An 18,885-nucleotide genomic window follows, 5' to 3' on the forward strand; every position below is an offset into this window, starting at 1 on the left:
GCACCAACGGGTGAGCCCTTGTTTCATGATGGGTTATCAGAGGCTTTTGATAGAAAGTATAAGATAGTTTGTCAAAATAAAGAATTTCAGGAATTAATTGATGATTTTAACAATATGGTTTTTTCACAGGTCTTTAATTTTCTAAATAGTAGGGCCAGTGTAAATCTTCAAGATAATATGCGTCAGTTAGAAGTTCAGATTATTGATAATGAATTAGAGCAAGCTGTTATTTTAGGGATTGATGAATATGAAAATTCAATGATTGAGAAAATATATTCATACTGTATGAATCATAATTTTAATTCAGCCGTATTTATATGTGGTGTAGCACATAGAAAATCAATTATTGAAAAAATCGAAAAATCTAATGGGTACGAAAAACTTAAACTGAATTGGATTTTTTACCCTGAAAACCTTTCCAAAACCCTCTAAGTTTTAATGATATATAATTTTTTTACTAGAGTTTATCATTATTCACTTTTTCTATCCAAAAATAAGATATCATTCAATTCATTAAAAGGGAAATCATTTTGTAAAAAAAAGTATTGGAAAATATCTAATAAATAAACATTTTTCATAAGAAAACACCTATATTTACTGATATTTTTTTACAAATATGACCTTTTGTTTTTTCATTTGGCATTAGGATTAAATTACATTGTTAATCTGCTGTAAACTTCGAATCGTTTTTTAATAAAATACTAATAAAAACCCTTTAATGAAAAAAATATTAATCATTATTATCGCTTTCATTTATTTAATCCCTCAAAATTCAAAAGCACAGGATGATGGTGCCGCAGTTGCTGCAGTGGCAGGAGGTCTGTTGGCTATCGGTGCCGGAATAGCGGCTGTTGAACAAATGAAAGAGCAAGCCGAACTCAATGCAACGGAATGGTTTCTAACTAATTATCCTGAGTACAATAAATTTTCTTTAAAGACATTGGATTTTGATGGTAAGAAACTAAAGGACATGTCATCTACATCCGTAATTACGTTCAAGATAAGGGAGTTTAAGATTGAAAATTCAGAACCTGTGTTGGGTGAAAAATTAGTACTGTTTGGATTTACAAGTTACGGATGGATAAATGAATACGGAATTAATTTTGATAAAGTCCGATGGTTTCTTATTGATGGTCAAGAATGGATGAATATGATGACTGTCTATGCAAAAGTGGCATCCGGAGAAAAAAATGAAGTAAGGATTAGGGAAGCATTAAAGAATGGAAAGGTAGTGAATAGAGGTGTCAAAGCTAAAAAGGGCGAAGATTTAGATTTCTATAGGATTGAAGGGGACATGTATCTGGTTACGGAGTACTCGCCTGAAATGAAATTTATTTATAATGAGCGCTCACTGGGCATATATCTGAATGAAACAATGAATTTAATTCAAATGGGAAGGGGGGACTTAATTAAGATCCATGAATATTTTTTTGATGAATAAACAAACTCATGATTAGCCTGTTTTTAGTCTTGTCTTCACAATTTCAACCCATCCTAAACAGAAAAAACAAGTTGAATGATTCCAAATAATATAACCAAAGAACATTTAGAAAAGGCCATTAATGAAATTGATTTAAAAGGTATTAGAAAAGGAAGGCATTCTTCAACTTACGACATAGTCCATAACGGCAAGGCTTACCCTCCAAAACTAGTTATTTCCATAGCCAATAGATATGCCAATGGTACAGAATTAGATTCCAATGAGTTTTATGGGGGGAAAAATACAGCTGCATTTCAATTGCTTAAGGAAAATGGATTTATCATTGAAAAGAAAGATAATTCACAGGACTATAAGGTCATCACTGAATATATATCTGCATTACAAACCGGCAAAGTATATGCTGCCAATTCAATTAAAGGCTTGGTCAGAAATGAAAACTTTCTAGAAAATCTCCAGGCCATAGATAATATTTTTTTTGAAGATAAATTAAGAACAATTGATTCCAATAATTATTTAGACATCATTCGATTTATTTTGGATAAGCATAAGATAAAATCAGGGGATTACAATGATTTTAATATTTGGAGCGCTTCCAAGACTTTTTTGAGGCAAACTAACCCAGACTTTATTCAACGCCATGAAGAACTAAATAAGGTTATTGGATTTCCTGATAACGGGAATGGCATTTACAAATCATTTTTAGGTGAACGAAATCTTATTTCTTATATCAAAGATAAATTTGAAACAAACCCAGGTTCCTCGACACAAGGTATAATGGGACAGGATAACAAAATTGAAAACAATGAAAATATGGACTTCCCTCTTAACACAATTTTATACGGTCCTCCCGGAACTGGAAAAACCTATAACACAATTCTAAGGGCGGCCCAAATCGTTGAAAATCGGAAAATTGAATCTTATGACGAAGCCCTTGATATCTTCAAAAGCAATCTTCATGGGCAAATTGAATTTATCACATTTCACCAAAATTACAGTTATGAAGATTTCATTCAGGGACTGAGGCCCGAAACAGATAACAAATCTTCATTAGTGTTCGATAAAAAAGATGGAGTCTTCAAAAAGATTGCTGATAAGGCATTAGAAAATCTAAAATTAGCACAGAAGGCCCCTGACGAACTTTCGAATGAAGCTAAGTTTGACAAAGCTCTAGACGTATTCACAGATAAAGTATTGGAGAGTGAGGACAACTTTAAAATCAATGATACTGCCTACATATTTGAAGTTGAAGAAGACGCATTTAGATACACAGGTCATAATTGGACAAACCACTTAAACGGTTTGCGAATGAAATTCACGGACCTAAAAGAGTTTTTTAGAAATGACGTCAAAAGTAGAAAAGACATAAAAGGTTTGATTAATATTTCGGGGCTTGCCAAACACCATGCATCTTATTATTATTTGGTTTATTCTGAAATAATCAAATATTTACCTGATAAAGTAGATGCACCGGAAAAAATTAATCCCAAAAATTTTGTAATCGTTATAGATGAGATTAACCGTGCCAATATTTCAAGAGTTTTTGGTGAACTAATAACCCTTATTGAACCTGATAAGCGTTATAATGGGAGTATCCCAATAGAAGCACGTTTGCCATCTGGTGACCCCTTTATCGTTCCGAGCAACTTGTACATTGTTGGCACTATGAACACTGCTGATAAGTCGATAGCTCTTTTGGATATTGCACTTCGAAGAAGATTTGAGTTTGAGTCCATGTATCCCATGTATGAAATTAACGGTCATGAAATATATGATGTTGAAATCCTTAGGAAAATAAATGAAAAGATTAAAGGTTCTAAGGGACATGATTTTCAAATTGGCCATGCTTATTTCATGGGGGAAAACAAGGATTTAGTCCAGAGAATGAATAAAAAAGTAATACCACTACTTCTTGAATATTATATGAATGATAAAAAAGAAGTTATGGACATTCTAGAATCGGCTGGTTTAAAAATTGAAGAGAATTCCTGGCCAATAAGAATTAAAGGTGCAGTTGATTAACCTATTTGAATATCAAAACAAAGTAGACATACAGGCTTCGTTTGACGGCTTGGAGGCATTCCTTGATGAAATTTGGAACAATCGTGAAAAAAATTCCTTCTATTCGGAAAATGATGGCGATAAAATAGAATCCCAAAGATTCCTCCAATTCATACATGAGTCCAAAAAACTAAAATCAAACAAATATGTTGGTGTAATTCATTATCAGGGACATAAGATAAACTTATTACCAAAAATATTTTTTGATCCACTAAAGGAATATTCAACCAACGAATTAAACCAAATTCAAAACCACATTCTTTGGTGGCTGAGCTATTGCCGTAAAATTAAGTTTCCCAACTATAAAGCTTCATTGGGTGAAGCCAAAAGTGACTTTTTTGAGGTTTTAATCTACCTATTCTCAAAGTACACCCGGGAACTTTTAAATTCGTCAATATATCAACAATACGAGGGTATAAATAGTGAACTTTCGTTTATAAAAGGAAGATTGAACACGAATGAGTACATCAATGGTTACTTAAGTAAAGGCAAATGGCATAAATTAAATTGTTCTTATGATGCCTTTGTTTTTGACAATGAATTCAATCGTATCATTAAATACGTTACCACTCTTTTGTTCAATGTCACAAGAAGTCAAGACAACAAAAAGAATCTAAGGGAAATACTTTTCATTTTGGATGAAGTCTCAGACGAGAGGGTAACCGCGGAACAATGTTCAAGAATTTTATTCAATCCCATGTTCGGTGAATTCGAAACAGTCAGGGATTACTGTCAGTTATTTCTAAGTAACTGTATTTCCTTTGACTATAAAAATGAATTGAAGCTTTTTGCCTTTCTTCTGCCAATGGAATACATCTTTGAGGACTTTATTTTTGGTTTCATCGGTAAAGAACTGGACCATGTAACTGCAAAAGCACAACGAAGTGATATTTATTTAGATGAAGGGAAGGCGTTCAATCTCAAACCAGATTTATGGCTAAAAACAGATTTTAAATCTCTTATTGCCGATACGAAATATAAGATTGTTTATTCGGACGAGAAAGACCCTAAAAAAGGGATTTCCCAGAATGACTTATATCAAATGTTGGCCTACGCGGTAAGGTTTGAAGTAGACGAAATCATTTTGTTCTATCCGAATACGATAATGCAAATTCAGGAAGAAGAAACAAATCTGACCATAAAAGATGCTCTTGCGGATGGGAAGGAAATATTGATTAAGGCATTTCAGTTGCCAATAATAAATCGAGAATTAATCGGGACCAAATTAGAGAGAGAAATTGATTTACAGGAAATGTTTGAGTCAACGAAACAGGAATTAATTATCAAATTAGAAAGTATATTGTTGCCTGCGTTAGATAATGTAAACCTTGAAGAAAACAAATAGAACAATCATAATGCCCTAATAAAAATGGAAAACAAGCAGACTGTTACCGTAGGAACATTATTGTCATTATATGCAAATAGCCTTCAATCAACATTGGATGGAAAATTGACGGTAGTGGAGGGGTTCTACTCTCCAAACAACGGAAGATTGTACGGAAACTATTATTATGATGAAATTTTGGACAGGGACAAAATGCAGAAAATGACCATCCAAATTTCACCTGACCATAAGAATAAATTGGAGGCAGGCTCATATTATACTTTTCAGGGCTTTATAGTAAAATGCCAGAACTTGGACAATGAAGCAAGGATAAAGGTCCTGTTCCGTGTATCCCAAATTCCAAAACTGGACGATAAGGTACAGTTGATTTCACAAAGTGAGTACAATATCATCAGGGAAAGGTTCAATCGGGACTTTCCGATTGTTCGGGATATATTATTGGAAAAGATTGAAAACCAGGTAAAGCCAAGGATTGATTTTCTAACGGGAATCCAGTCCACTTCCAATGAAGATTGTCTGAACCCAATAAAGAATCCCGAATATTATGAAATCAGGACACACACCTGCAATTTCTCTTCAAAAAAAGAAATCATGGACTTTTTCACCAGCCATAATTTTAACGGGACGGATTTGCTTGTAATCATGAGGGGCGGGGGTAGTGGCCTCGAGATTTTTGATGACATAGATTTATGCAAGGCCTCACTTGAACTACCAGTGCCTTTAATAACTGGAATAGGCCATTATGAGGACAAGACTTTGTTGCAAAGAATAGCTGACAGGGGCTTTCCAACGCCGACCTCTGTTGGTGTGTTCCTTCAACAAGTTGTCGATATCCAGAAGAAAAGGGTCGAATCGGTTAAAATCGCCGAAGAGGAACGGTTTGGCCTGTCCCAACAGGTCAGGTTACAGAAAAAGCAAATTAACAGGTTGTTGGTCGTTTTGTTTACGCTTTTGTTGATTGTGGTAATCACCATTATAATGTATGTCCAATGACGCTTTATGAGTTCAATGCCTTGGATTTAAATGAAAGGATGGAAGCCGTCAACCAGATGGGGACTTTTATCAACAACTATGTTACAGCCGATGAGAGATGTAATCTTTATGCCTTGGGTATGTTCTTTGTAGAGGTAACCTATGACGGTGGCACAAATTCAATAACGGATATAAAAAGTTTCAAAAGTGGCCATTTGTTGGATAAATATGCCAGATAGGAGTTTGAAGGCAATTATTCTTGATTCCTTAAAAGATTCTAGATTTAGACCTTTTCTTTTTTCTTCCAAGGATGGACAAGTATTCTTTATTCCCCAATGAGTTCTGAGTTTGAGCCTTTTCTGTAAATCGACGTAAAAAAAACAAGCATGTTTTTCATATAACTATAGGGCTTTAGAGGTTCTTTTACCGAAGGGAATTAGAACCTCTTAAGCATCTGAGTTTATGCTGAAAAATTTGTTTGTTTTTTTTAACTTTTGAAAGAAAAGATTAAACAAAAGTCATTGCGAATGGTAAAAATCTTGGCCAAAAATACCAAAACTTCAAAAAACCACATAAAGCATTTTCGTTCGCTTTATGGCGATTAAAATATTTATATGCTCAATACCACTTCATATAGTCAAAACATCCCAAAATAAACTTAAAATAGCCCCAAATTAGATTTTAATAAATTGAGGTTAGAGAATAACTGGGCAATTTCCAAGAATAAAACAGTCGCAATTAAAACAGCGAGATTCCCTAAGTAACACATCGAGCTACGTTGCAGTTTTGCAACATTTTTGGACTTAAGGCTCAGATAATCAGTTATTTAGCTTTTTTCAATGTTCCTAGGGTTTATATTACTGATAATCAATATGTTACAAATTATAAGAATTTATTGACTAAATTTTATAAACCGTTGGTATACAATAAGTTAATAAATAACAAATTTATGAGGGCGATTACCCTTTGATTTGTAGTTTAAGGACTATGATTTATCAGTCAATACCTACGCCTTTTTTCTATGGTTTTGGAAAAATACAGAAAAGCAAATTGCTACAATTGCAAGCAATATTCTGCTTCAATATGTAGTATTTTTGTGGTATGTACATCAACGCAATGCACCTTTCAAAATACTATGCCAATCTGTTGGCCGCCCAAGGCATACCGCATCTCAATGTCGGTGAGACAAGAAGGCTTTTCAACATAATAGTGCTGGAGGCCAGAATTGATGAATTGGCGAAAATAATTGAACACAGGGAGCTTTCAAGGACTGAATTGCTCAGGAAGGAACGCTTACAGGACAAACTATATAAATTGACCTCCTATAAACACGCGGCCGACGTAATGGCGGATATGCTAAAAAAATCTGGAGCGTTCTGATTTTTTATTACTTTTAGGTACAATATAGAAATATGTGCTATTCAACTGCTTTAAGAAAGGAAGAAGAGGAAATCCGACGTGAAATGAGGAGAAAGGGCATGGTCGTGAATTTTGGCGTTGGCCTGGAATATACTCCTTACTACCATTTGAACGGTTTTAGCCGTGGCAACCTTTACATCATTAAAATGGATGAGCCTGAATCCATATATCCCGCAACATGGGGACTTGTTCCTGATTACGCTCTGGACAGGCCTGATGATTTCTGGAAAAAGGCCAATACATTGAACGCTCGGGGAGAGAATATTTTTGAGACCATGTCATTTAGGGGCAGTGCCGATGACAAAAGATGCTTAATCCTTGCCGATGGTTTCTATGAACCGCACCATGAGAACGGCGTTGCGCAACCTTATTTTTGTTATCAGCCCACGGATGAATATAAGGAAGGTGGCCTGTTCCTGTTCGCAGGCCTGTACAACGGCCTTGATACGGATTTTTACACGAAGCTTTACACAACGACCATATTGACGGTTGAGGCGAATCCTTTTTTCTCTGAAATCCACAACAAAAAAAAACGGATGCCGTTGGTCTTGGACAGCAATTATTATGAGGATTGGCTCGACAGTGGGCTCAGCAGACAATCGGTAGGTGAAATTATAGCCACAGGGTTCACCGAAATGGAATTTAAGGCGCATCCCGTCAGCAGGGACTTATATAAAAAGGGCATTGATACCAACAGACCATATATTGTTGAGCCTGTTCAGAAAGACACGTTGTTCTAGGGATTGGATAACAACGGTACTTTCACTTTAAGGACATTTTCCCAAAAATCAAGTTGTTTCAGGTCAAATGGCACATCATAGACCTTATTGAATTTCATTATGAAGCTTTCTGAGGTTTTTCCCCTCATTATCTGATAAAAATGTTTAAAAACCCTTTTTGACATGTACAGCTCATAGCATTCGAAATAATCAAAACCGACCGTCAATTCTTTACCAACATAACCATGTTCGCAAAGAAAACCGAACTCATTTTCGTGTATTTCGATATACCTGGCCGCATCATGGGAAATACTGTTATCGGTCAAAAGGTTGAACACGGCCAACTGTAAAAGAGGCCTGCCGTAAAGAATGCCATGGATAACTTCAGCATAGTACTGGAATTTATCAAAATCATCAAAGGGCAATCTGTTAATGGAATGGTTTATCCCAATCTTGGCATATTCAAATTGAAACAGTTTGGCTTTAACATCCATGGTTAAACATTTTACTAAAGGTATTAAAAAGTTGGTCACGATTTAAGGCTCACCTAAAATGTTCGTTAAAAAGATATTTCATATATTTACCGATAATTAACAAAAGATGTTCTTTAAATTATTGGTAGGGATTGTGCAGGGCAAAAACCTTTAAATGTAAAACTATGGGCAACTATAGTTTATTTTTTGTTTTATAATATATATTATGTAAAATAGCATTTTAAATCTAAGCAATCACCCCTCTTCCCATATAAAGGTATTTAAATTAAAAAATGATTAATATCTGTAATTTTAAAAAGAAAAAAATCAAATTAAGCGCAGCTAAAGATCTTGGGTATGTTTAATTTAGTTTTGCTAAACTGCGCTTAATTGACATTGGTTGGCATAATTTTTATTTACAGCCAATGTGAAAAGAAATCCATCATTTCTTCCTTAAGGTCGTAATGTAACTTAATATATTGGCGCATATCGTCCTTTAACGGTTTTTGTTTACGTAATAAGCTACCATCAACAGATTCGTTTAAATCTACGGCATGCAAATTTTTCATTTTGTTTTTGCAGCGGTGCATCAATTTAGAAATTTCGTTGCGCTCAATTTCAATACGGTTTTGAAACTGCTCAATTTTTAAACGTGCTTCCATATCGAACTCACGCGCTGCAATTTCCTCCAGTTTTTCCTCAAAAGTGTCCATTTCATTAAAATGAAAACGCAATTCTCTTTTCCAAGTTTCCAAATTGAACTTTAGGTCGCTTAAATATGATACTGTTTTGTACATGTTACTAAAATTTATATTATACTTCCATTTCTTCTAAATCTGATTGTTTTACCAAATCGGCCTGTATGTTAGACGGTACGGGCTCGTAAGACGAAAATACCGAACTAAACGTGGCCCTGCCCTGTGTTAACGACCGCAATGCAGTGGAATAGCCATATAATTCGGCCGCTGGGCACATACAATTCAATATTTGGTACTGCCCCTCGCTGGATATACCTTGTATGATGGCGCGTCTGCTTTGTAAATCGGTCATCACATTGCCCACCATATCCTCAGGCACCTTAACCGTAAGCTTATTGGTTGGCTCCAACAACTTAGGATTTGAGTTTAAGAACGCTTCCTTAAAGGCGTGTGCGCCAGCTATTTTAAAGGATATATCGTTGGAATCTACAGTGTGCATTTTGCCGTCATAAACCATTACGCGTACATCGCGGATATAGGAATTGGTCAATGGCCCAGATTCCATAACTTCCAAAACACCTTTCATCACCGATGGTAAAAAGCGTAAATCTATGGCGCCACCAACAATACAGTTGTAAAACACCAAAGTACCGCCCCATGGTAAGGCCACCACTTCTTTCCCCCTTATATTAAAGCCTTCGGGTTCTTCAATACCCTCGTACCAAGGTTCTATTTTTAAATGTACCTGTGCAAATTGCCCAGAGCCACCAGATTGTTTTTTGTGTCTGTAATTTGCTGTGGATGAACGCTGAACCGTTTCGCGATAGGCAATTTTTGGTTTTTTAAACTCGGCATCAAGGCCGTAAATGTTTTTGAGCATCCATTTTACGGTGGCCAAATGCAACTCCCCTTGGCAACCCAACAACAATTGTTTGGTTTCCTTTGAAAAATTAATCACCACCGTTGGGTCTTGGCTATGTATTTTCTTTAAGGCCTCACTGAGCTTTTCTTCCTCATTTTTATTGGTGGCCAACACCACTTTAGTAATCCTTGATTCTGGATATCTGATGGGTTTCATCGTTACTCCAAAACCTTTTTCAGCCAAGGTATCACCCGTTTCCGTGTACTTTAATTTTAGTGTGGCACCAATATCACCAACGGTCAACTGACTGACGCTGTTTCGGTCCTTACCGTCCATAATGAACAATTGGTTGATGGTTTCAGTTTCCCCGTTATTGGAATTGACAAATCTATCGTTAATGTTTACCGTTCCGGAATTTACCTTAAAGAAAGTGACCTGCCCTACGTTGGGCTGATGGAAAGTTTTAAACACAAACAAAGACGTTGGTGCACTTTTTTTGTGTTCCACAGGTGTGCCCTCAATGCTTTGCTCGGGTTTTAAATCTACCGTTGATGGCGCCACATTATCTATAAAGCCCATCAAGCGTCCAGTTCCCATATCGTTAAGGGCGGAAACACAAAAGACAGGAAATAAATCGTGATTTAACATTCCTGCCTTTATGCCTTGTCGCATCTCATCTTCGTTCAATGTGCCTTTATCAAAAAATAGCTCTAAGAGTTCTTCGTCATTTTCGGCTGCTTTCTCTACAAGCTCATTGTGAAGTTGGTCCGCTTTTTCTTTTTCAGAATCTGGGATGGCCAACTTTTCAGGCTTTCCTCCATCTGGACCGAATTTGTAGAGTTTCATTTTTAACACGTCCACAATGCCTTGGGCACCATCAATTTTTATAGGGTATTGCACCTTGACCACATTATTGCCCACCAATTTTTTTAGGCTGTTGAAGCTTTGTTCAAAATCGGCAGCCTCATGATCTATTTGGTTCACCACAAACAACATGGGTTTATGGTATTTGTCTATATAGCTCCAAATGATCTCTGTGCCAATTTCACAGCCATGTCTCCCATTGATGACATTAACCACGGTGTCTGACACTCTAATGGATGAAATAATTTCGCCAATAAAGTCGTCCAGTCCTGGTGTGTCAATAATATTGATTTTGTAATTACGCCATTCGGTATGTAAGGGTGTCGCAAAAACTGAAGTGCCTCGTTCTTGTTCTATGTCATGGTAATCGGAAACGGTATTTTTTTCCTCGATGGTTCCCCTTCTGTTAATTAGTCCAGCCTCAAAGAGCATGGTTTCAGATAGTGTTGTTTTCCCGCTGCCATGGGCACCCACAAAAACAACATTTTTGATGTGTTTTTCGTCGTATATTTTCATATGTTCTTATTTATTGATTCTTATTCAATGGTTGTTTGCAACATTAAAAAGATATTGCGGTATGCGACGGAATTTAACTGGGGAAGTATATTTCGTCTTATTTAGTCATTAAATTTAATCACAAAAAACAGGGCATAACATGACTTATGTCAGCATTTAAAGAAATGCTTCTAAATCATTCCCTCAATTTACTAAATAGATGTTAAAAAACCGCAAAAATTCGTGAATAACTTATGGATGTGTTATTTTCGCCTTTCCCAAAAATTAGACCCAACCTATGAAACCTAGAGAAAAATCTAAAACATCCAAGTCCAGACTGCAATTGCTGCACCAGTATTATAGCTATACGGGCTTTTATACTTTTGTTTGGCAAGCGGTTAAAAAGGCGCTGCCATACATTATTGGAATCATTGCCGTAATTTATATATTGAATCACTTTTTTGATATCAATTCAGCTTTAGTTCACCTTACGGAAGTATTGCCCGCTTACGGTGTGTTGACTTTCTTTTTTGTTTCAGAAACACTTTTGGGACTTGTACCGCCAGAAATTTTTATCGCCTGGGCTGGAAAAATGTATGCACCGTGGTTGTATTTAAGTGTGTTGGCCATTCTATCTTATAGTGGCGGACTTTTAGCCTATTGGATGGGCCGCAGCATTACCAAAACACCTACGGTTCACAACTATTTGGAGCTGAAAATGGAAAAGCAACTAAAAAACTCCAGAAAGTGGGGTGGTTTTCTTATTGTGGTGGGCGCCCTATTGCCTCTACCCTTTTCCATTTCCTGCATTGCTGCTGGTATTATTGAGTTTCCGTTTAAAAATGTGATGCTCTTTGGGTCTTTACGATTACTCCGATTTTTAATCTACGGTTTGGTGATTTTCCACGTCTTTTAAAAAAAACTTAAATCGTACGGCTATTTGTGCTTTGTGTTCTACTTTTGCACACAAATATGACTGCATGTTTTCTTTTAAAAATATATTTCGCCTAGTAGCCCTATTGGAAGGTGTATCTTATCTGCTTTTACTGTTTATAGCTACGCCCGTTAAGTATTACGGTAACGACCCGCAATACGTTAAATTACTGGGTATGCCTCACGGGCTTTTGTTTATTGCTTATGTTGCCATGGCGTTTATGCTTAAAAAAGACCTTAACTGGAACCAGCGTACGTTTATTGTGGTGCTTTTGGCTTCTGTTATTCCGTTTGGAACTTTTTATGTGGATAAAAAATTCCTGAATTCTAAAAAATAATATGAAAATGGATACATCTAAAATATATGATTATTTGCTTTCCTTGGGCCTTTCTGAAAATATGGCGCAATACCTTAAGACGGCTATACTTTTGGTTGGTCTGTTATTAATTATTTTCATAATTGATTTTATTATAAAACGGATTCTGATTGTAGCCTTTACACAGTTTGCGCAACGTTCCAAAACCAATTTTGATGATATTTTGGTAGCCAATAAAACACCAAGAAATGTGGCGCACATCATTCCGTTTTTAATTGCTTTAGAATTTGTGCCCAATGTGTTTTCTGATTTTCCTGATTTTGAAAATTTTGTAGAGAAAAGCCTCCAAGTTTTTGCCATTTTACTCACGTTGTGGATTGTTAGAAGCATCTTGAACTCCTTGAAGGATTATTTAAAAACACTCCCCCGTTTTAAGGATAAACCGATTGCCAGTTATATTCAAGTCTTCATGATTTTTGCTTGGCTGGGCGGTATCATGTCGGCGATAGCCATTATTACCAATATCCCGTTTTTACAATTCTTAACAGGAATGGGTGCGATTTCGGCGGTTATTATTTTGGTGTTCCGCGATACCATTTTAGGTTTTGTAGCCAGCATTCAGGTGTCCATTAATGATATGGTGCGTATTGGCGATTGGATAACTTTTGAAAAATATGGCGCCGATGGTGATGTTATTGAAATAACCTTGGCGACGGTTAAAGTGCAGAATTTTGATAAAACCATTACTACTATACCAACCTATGCGTTGATTTCTGATTCTTTTAAAAATTGGCGCGGTATGACCAATTCAGATGGAAGGAGAATAAAACGTGCACTTTATATCAAACAGAACGGAGTGAAATATTTAACCGATGCTGATGTTGAAAAACTAAAGGATATTCAATTGATTTCGTCCTATCTGGAAACCCGTCAAGCGGACATTAAGTCATTTAATACCTCTCACGAGATTAACAAAGATCTACTTTTAAATGGCAGAAACCTTACCAATTTGGGTGCTTTTAGAAAGTATATAGATTCTTATTTAAAACAACACTCGGCCATCAATAAAGACATGATGATAATGGCGCGACAATTGGCGCCAACAACCCAGGGTATTCCCATGGAAATCTATGCCTTTAGCAGCGATAAACGCTGGGAGAACTACGAATACATCATGTCTGACGTATTCGACCATTTAATAGCGGCGCTCCCCTACTTCGATTTGGAAATTTTTGAATTGCCGAGTAATACTGTTTTTAAAAATCCCTGATTATTCTAAAATAAGCCGAGAGGTCTGTTTGTCGTTAATTTGAATCAGGTAAATACCGGATTTAAGGTCTTTTAAGTTTAATTCTGCCGTTTTTATTCCCGCATAATTACCGTCAAAAAGTTTTTTGCCAAGGATGGAATATATTTTCACATTATTAAGCGCGCCGCCTGATACTGTTAGTTTACGAGATGATTTTAGCGGATTGGGGTACAACCTAAACTCATGACTTTGTTTATTATTTTGAACCGAAAGCGGTGTGCCTAAATTTTCAGATAAGGCTATCACTAGACTGGTTCCGGTATTAAAATTGACTGTTGCTCCCGCGGCATCAGTTTGGTTGGCATTGTTTGAAACAGGATCGGTTAAAAACAAAATAGACATGAATAGGTATTTGTAATCTGGCGTGAACGTAATACCCGTAGGCTCCGAACCGTTTGGTACAATGCCGAAAATTTCAACATCAGGACTAGCCTGTGTGTGTCCATTTTTAACAACCCAAATATAATTATTACCACCATCCTGAAATACCCAAAGGTTACCCTGACCATCAAAAGCCAAGTTGTCGTTACCGTTACCCCAAGGCACCGAAGTAGTTGAACTACCGTCATTAATATCGTAACTCATATTACCTACATAGGTTTCCATAGATACTGTGGAAGCAGATGTTTCCAAAGGGTTGGAATCTGAAAAACGATAAACCTGTCCTTCATTTTTTACCGCAAAATATACCATACCATCCGGACCGATTTCAACATCCTCAATACCGGCAAAAACAGTTCCTCCAGCAGAGGCACTTAAATCGATAGTGGTATTTCGTTCATTAATGGAACTGTTAGCAATTTGCACCCAGCTTCCCGTTCCATTCTTAGACCCTGAGAACACGTATAAATTACCAGCACTTAAATTTTGTGCATTTGTTGCCACAAACTTGTACAAATAGCCAGGGTTGGAATCTGCCCCTTGGTAGACTGTGCGTTCATTGCTGTGAATAGTTACATTTTCATGAGACATATTCCCCATGGCCCAATGTTTACCAATTACCGTTTTGGTAGCTGGGTTGATTTCAACATTCCAACCCACATCATTGTAGCCATCAAAATTAAAATCAATGAGGCCTATAAACGCATTATAGGCAAATTCTTCACAAGATACAACGGTTCCCCAAGGTGTAACCGTACCAGAACAGTTTGCTGCTGTGTTCCCTACCGCAGCGAAATTTAGCGTTTGGGAAGCCGTTGTTTCCCATAAATTTGAGCCTCCGTTTAAGTTAATATCAAGAACAGTAACCCCTCCTCCACCAGTCCCACCAAAAGCTACGGGTGCGTCTTCCGAGTTAATACTTAAATACCCATTAGTACTACTTGAAGCAATAGGCACATACCCTGTAAAATCAGGCTTTGGTAACATGCTTCCTCCTCCGGTCAAAGGGTCACCAACTTTTATAATACGTTGAAAGGAATGGCTTGAAGGAATAATGAATTGTCCTGTTTGGGTGGTTGGTGTCACTGATTTAAAATCAGCCATATTTTGAGAGTAAATACTTTGAAATCCCAGAAATAAGATGACAAAAGTGAAGCGTAGAAGTGTTGTCATAATCTTTAAGTTGAAGGTTACCAGTAAGTTAATAAAAAGAAAGATGTTTAGCAATAATTGTTAATAAAAAGCCCTGTGGAGTTAAAACTCCACAGGGCTCGATATATTGATTTGTATTCTTTTGGCTAAATATTGGCAGCCAACCAATCGCCAACTTCTTTAGTTCCGTAAGCTTTTCCGCCATTGGCTAAATCTTCGGTTACAACGCCTTCGGCCAAAGCTTTATTTACGGCATCCCTGATGGCTTTGCCTTCTTCCGGCAAGTTAAAAGCAGTTTCAAACATCATAGCAGCCGATAATATTGTCGCCATTGGGTTTGCAATGTTCAAACCTGTCGCTTGTGGGTAAGAACCATGAATAGGCTCAAATAAGGCAATATTAGCACCCATAGAAGCTGATGGCATCAAGCCCATAGATCCTGAAATTACTGAAGCTTCATCCGTTAAAATATCTCCAAAAAGGTTCTCGGTAATTAAAACATCATAGCTATTCGGCCATTGTACCAAACGCATGGCCACGGCATCAACAAATTCATAACTCACTTCAACTTCTGGATAATCTTTTTCCATAGCTTGAACCGTTTCACGCCATAAACGTGACGTTTCCAATACATTGGCTTTATCAACGCAGCATAATTTTTTACGACGCGTCATAGCCAATTCAAAACCTTTCTTGGCTAAACGCTTTACTTCCTCGCGAGTGTAAACACAATTGTCATAAGCTGTTTCGCCTCCATCTCTTCTACCCTTTTCACCAAAGTAAATACCGCCGGTCAATTCGCGTAAAAACACCAAATCGGTCCCCTTAATACGTTCTTTCTTTAAAGGTGATTTATCTAACAACGAAGGAAATGTAAACGTAGGACGCACATTAGCGAATAACCCTAATTTTTTACGCATTTTTAATAAGCCTTGCTCTGGTCTAACCGGTGCAGAAGGGTCGTTGTCAAATTTTGGGTGACCAATAGCGCCAAACAAAACGGCATCAGCAGCAACGCAAACCGCATGCGTTTCATCTGGATAAGGCTCCCCAACGGCATCAATTGCTGCCGCACCTGTTAAGGCAGGTTTCCAAGTTATTTCGTGGCCGAATTTCTTGGCAACGGCATCACTAACCTTTACTGCTTGATCTATTACTTCTGGTCCTATACCGTCTCCGGCTAAAAGGGCTATATTAAATTTCATTGTTGATTTATTTTTTTTAGTTTATTTCTCAATATTTTTCTCAAGCTTCTAGCTTATCACAATGTTCAACATTTTTTCTGTTGCTTTTATGGCTGAAACGGTTTGGTCGGAATCCAAACCACGTGTTTTAAATTCCTTTTCGGGGGTTTTCCATGTGATGATGGTTTCGCACAATGCATCCGAACGGCTTCCAGGAGGGATTCTAACGGCATAATCAACCAAATCTGGCAAAACTCCCAATTTTTGTTTTTTAAATACGTTTCTAATCGCCGTCATGAAGGCATCAAACTGACCGTCACCTTGTGAGTTTTCTTCAAACGTACTGTTTTCAATGGTGATAGAAACCGTTGTAGAAGGCCTTAATCCCTTTGAGTGTGTTAATACATACGAATTAATCTTGACCTTTTCCACGTAATTATAATCCAAAACGTCTGAAATGATGTAAGGTAAATCCTCTTTAGTAACTACCTGTTTTTTATCACCAAGTTCGATGATGCGTTGGGTGACTTTCTTTAAATCCTCATCATTGAGTTGCAGCCCCAATTCCTGCAAATTCTTTTGAATATTGGCTTTGCCAGAAGCTTTTCCTAAGGCATATTTTCTGGTTCTTCCGAAACGTTCTGGCATCAAATCGCTGAAATAGAGATTCTTTTTGTTGTCCCCATCAGCATGGATTCCAGCTGTTTGTGTAAATACGTTAGCCCCAATAATTGGTTTATTTGCAGGAATCATAACCCCCGAAAAATTCTCAACCAATTTGCTTACCGTATATAAAACCTTTTCATTTACACCTATTTCCACACTTGGCAAATAATCATTGATTACGGCTATGGTGCTTGCCATTGGCGCATTTCCGGCACGTTCACCCATACCATTAATGGTAAGATGCAAGCCATCTGCCCCAGCTTTTAAGCCTTCAATGGCATTGGCAACCCCCAAATCGTAATCGTTGTGCGCGTGAAAATCGAAATGGATATTGGGATATTTATCCTTTATTTCCTTAATGAAGTTATAAGATTCACTCGGAGTTAAGACGCCTAAAGTGTCTGGAAGCATAATGCGCTTAACAGGCTGTGTTGCTAAAAACGCCAAAAACTCATAAACATAGTCTTTTGAGTTTCGCATACCATTACTCCAATCCTCAAGATAAACATTGGTTTCAATGCCTTTATCTAAAGCCAAAGAAATGACTTCTGAAATTTCTTTAAAATGTTGACTAGGAGTCTTTTTAAGCTGATGGGTTAAATGATTTAATGAACCCTTAGTAAGCAGATTTTGAACTTTTGCGCCTGCTTCAATCATCCAATCGATAGAAACACCTTTATCAACGAAAGTGAGCACTTCAACCTTCTCGATATAACCATTTTCAGAAGCCCATTGGGTAACATCCTTTACCGCTTGAAACTCCCCAGCCGATACTCTTGCTGAAGCTATTTCAATTCGATCAACCTTTAATTCTTCAAGTAAAAGTTTGGCAATAGTTAATTTTTCAGAAGCTGAAAACGACACGCCTGAGGTCTGTTCACCATCACGCAATGTCGTGTCCATTATTTCTATTCGTTTTTTTGCCATTTAGGTTATAGCATCAAATCATTAGCAAAAGATTCAATGTCACCTTTCATATTTTGAAGGTAATCAATATCATCAAAGCCATTCAACATGTTTTGTTTCTTGTAAGAGTTGATCTCGAAAGATTCCTGATCACCCGTTGAAAGAATGGTAATAGTTTGGTTTGGAAGGTTTACTTCAATCTCTGTATTTGGGTCTTTGTAGATTTCCTCAAAGATTTTCTCAGAAAACTCAGGACTAACCTGTACTGGAAGCACACCAACGTTCAAACAGTTGTTTTTAAATATGTCAGCAAAAAAGCTAGACACCACGCAACGGAAACCGTAATCGTAAACCGCCCAAGCGGCATGCTCTCGAGAAGAACCAGAGCCAAAGTTTTTTCCACCCACTAATATTTTTCCACTGTAAATCGGGTTGTTTAAAACAAAACTTTCTTTTGGTGAATTATCAGAATTGTATCTCCAATCGCGAAATAAGTTGTCGCCAAAACCTTTACGCTCTGTAGCTTTTAAGAAACGTGCAGGTATAATTTGATCAGTGTCTACATTTTCTAATGGTAATGGAACCGCGGAACTTGTTAATATGTTGAATTTATCGTAAGCCATGTTTTTAATATTCAGTTGCCAATTTTCAATTGGAATTCATTTTTTTTATATTAATTTTCCTTTTTAGG

18 protein-coding genes are annotated in these 18,885 nt (G+C 36.9%); 11 read left to right on the forward strand and 7 right to left on the reverse strand.

Annotation, left to right across the window (positions count from 1 at the left end; genetic code table 11):
• Window positions 1-18 precede the first annotated feature (18 nt).
• From ACB104_RS00150 to ACB104_RS00185, 8 genes are all read left to right on the forward strand, one after another.
• Window positions 19-432 (forward strand): hypothetical protein, encoded by a 414-nt coding sequence (locus ACB104_RS00150; RefSeq protein WP_370476132.1) that lies wholly within the window; start codon window positions 19-21, stop codon window positions 430-432.
• 286 nt (window positions 433-718) lie between these two features.
• A complete protein-coding gene (locus ACB104_RS00155; protein ID WP_370476133.1) occupies window positions 719-1,441 on the forward strand; it encodes a hypothetical protein in 723 nt (240 codons plus the stop codon).
• A gap of 75 nt (window positions 1,442-1,516) precedes the next feature.
• Window positions 1,517-3,460, forward strand: coding sequence for an McrB family protein (locus ACB104_RS00160; RefSeq protein WP_370476135.1), 1,944 nt, complete (start codon window positions 1,517-1,519; stop codon window positions 3,458-3,460).
• Window positions 3,453-4,844, forward strand: a complete 1,392-nt coding sequence (locus tag ACB104_RS00165; protein ID WP_370476136.1) for an McrC family protein — start codon at window positions 3,453-3,455, stop codon at window positions 4,842-4,844. The genes ACB104_RS00160 and ACB104_RS00165 overlap by 8 nt, the downstream gene beginning before the upstream one ends.
• Before the next feature lie 24 nt (window positions 4,845-4,868).
• Complete coding sequence (locus ACB104_RS00170) at window positions 4,869-5,837, forward strand: exodeoxyribonuclease VII large subunit (protein ID WP_370476138.1); 969 nt, start codon at window positions 4,869-4,871, stop codon at window positions 5,835-5,837.
• Window positions 5,834-6,055, forward strand: coding sequence for a hypothetical protein (locus ACB104_RS00175; RefSeq protein WP_370476140.1), 222 nt, complete (start codon window positions 5,834-5,836; stop codon window positions 6,053-6,055). The genes ACB104_RS00170 and ACB104_RS00175 overlap by 4 nt, the downstream gene beginning before the upstream one ends.
• An 862-nt stretch (window positions 6,056-6,917) precedes the next feature.
• Entirely contained in the window at window positions 6,918-7,196 is a 279-nt protein-coding gene (locus ACB104_RS00180; protein ID WP_370476141.1) for a hypothetical protein, read from the forward strand.
• A gap of 32 nt (window positions 7,197-7,228) precedes the next feature.
• Entirely contained in the window at window positions 7,229-7,975 is a 747-nt protein-coding gene (locus ACB104_RS00185; protein WP_370476143.1) for an SOS response-associated peptidase, read from the forward strand.
• On the opposite strand, the gene ACB104_RS00190 is transcribed toward ACB104_RS00185, so the two are convergent.
• The 3 genes from ACB104_RS00190 to ACB104_RS00200 form a co-directional block, all read right to left on the reverse strand.
• Window positions 7,972-8,448 carry a hypothetical protein gene (locus tag ACB104_RS00190; protein ID WP_370476145.1) on the reverse strand — a complete coding sequence of 159 codons (477 nt, stop codon included), beginning with the start codon at window positions 8,446-8,448 and terminating at the stop codon, window positions 7,972-7,974. The two genes, ACB104_RS00185 and ACB104_RS00190, sit on opposite strands and share 4 nt — an antisense overlap.
• 395 nt (window positions 8,449-8,843) lie before the next feature.
• The gene (locus ACB104_RS00195; protein ID WP_370476146.1) at window positions 8,844-9,224 is read right to left on the reverse strand and encodes a hypothetical protein; all 381 of its coding nucleotides are present in this window, start codon (window positions 9,222-9,224) and stop codon (window positions 8,844-8,846) included.
• Between the two features lie 16 nt (window positions 9,225-9,240).
• Window positions 9,241-11,367 carry an elongation factor G gene (locus ACB104_RS00200; RefSeq protein ID WP_370476148.1) on the reverse strand — a complete coding sequence of 709 codons (2,127 nt, stop codon included), beginning with the start codon at window positions 11,365-11,367 and terminating at the stop codon, window positions 9,241-9,243.
• Between the two features lie 277 nt (window positions 11,368-11,644).
• On the opposite strand from ACB104_RS00200, the gene ACB104_RS00205 reads away from it, so the two are divergent.
• The 3 genes from ACB104_RS00205 to ACB104_RS00215 all read left to right on the forward strand — a co-directional run bounded on the left by ACB104_RS00205 (window position 11,645) and on the right by ACB104_RS00215 (window position 13,866).
• On the forward strand, window positions 11,645-12,262 hold the full coding sequence (locus ACB104_RS00205; protein WP_370476150.1) for a YqaA family protein: 618 nt from the start codon (window positions 11,645-11,647) through the stop codon (window positions 12,260-12,262).
• 64 nt (window positions 12,263-12,326) lie between these two features.
• Entirely contained in the window at window positions 12,327-12,617 is a 291-nt protein-coding gene (locus tag ACB104_RS00210) for a DUF3817 domain-containing protein (protein WP_370476152.1), read from the forward strand.
• Window positions 12,618-12,624: 7 nt separating this feature from the next.
• Window positions 12,625-13,866 (forward strand): mechanosensitive ion channel family protein, encoded by a 1,242-nt coding sequence (locus tag ACB104_RS00215; RefSeq protein WP_370476154.1) that lies wholly within the window; start codon window positions 12,625-12,627, stop codon window positions 13,864-13,866.
• Here the strand turns inward: ACB104_RS00215 and ACB104_RS00220 are convergent, their stop codons facing one another.
• From ACB104_RS00220 to leuD, 4 genes are all read right to left on the reverse strand, one after another.
• Window positions 13,867-15,390, reverse strand: a complete 1,524-nt coding sequence (locus ACB104_RS00220; RefSeq protein WP_370476155.1) for an alkaline phosphatase PhoX — start codon at window positions 15,388-15,390, stop codon at window positions 13,867-13,869.
• Window positions 15,391-15,584: 194 nt separating this feature from the next.
• Window positions 15,585-16,643 carry a 3-isopropylmalate dehydrogenase gene (gene leuB / locus ACB104_RS00225; protein WP_370476157.1) on the reverse strand — a complete coding sequence of 353 codons (1,059 nt, stop codon included), beginning with the start codon at window positions 16,641-16,643 and terminating at the stop codon, window positions 15,585-15,587.
• A gap of 48 nt (window positions 16,644-16,691) precedes the next feature.
• The gene (locus ACB104_RS00230) at window positions 16,692-18,215 is read right to left on the reverse strand and encodes a hydroxymethylglutaryl-CoA lyase-like TIM-barrel protein (RefSeq protein ID WP_370476158.1); all 1,524 of its coding nucleotides are present in this window, start codon (window positions 18,213-18,215) and stop codon (window positions 16,692-16,694) included.
• Window positions 18,216-18,220: 5 nt separating this feature from the next.
• On the reverse strand, window positions 18,221-18,817 hold the full coding sequence (leuD, locus tag ACB104_RS00235; RefSeq protein WP_370476160.1) for a 3-isopropylmalate dehydratase small subunit: 597 nt from the start codon (window positions 18,815-18,817) through the stop codon (window positions 18,221-18,223).
• Between the last annotated feature and the right edge of the window lie 68 nt (window positions 18,818-18,885).

This window comes from Tamlana flava, from assembly GCF_041287255.1.
In the GTDB taxonomy this organism is placed as follows: domain Bacteria; phylum Bacteroidota; class Bacteroidia; order Flavobacteriales; family Flavobacteriaceae; genus Tamlana; species Tamlana flava.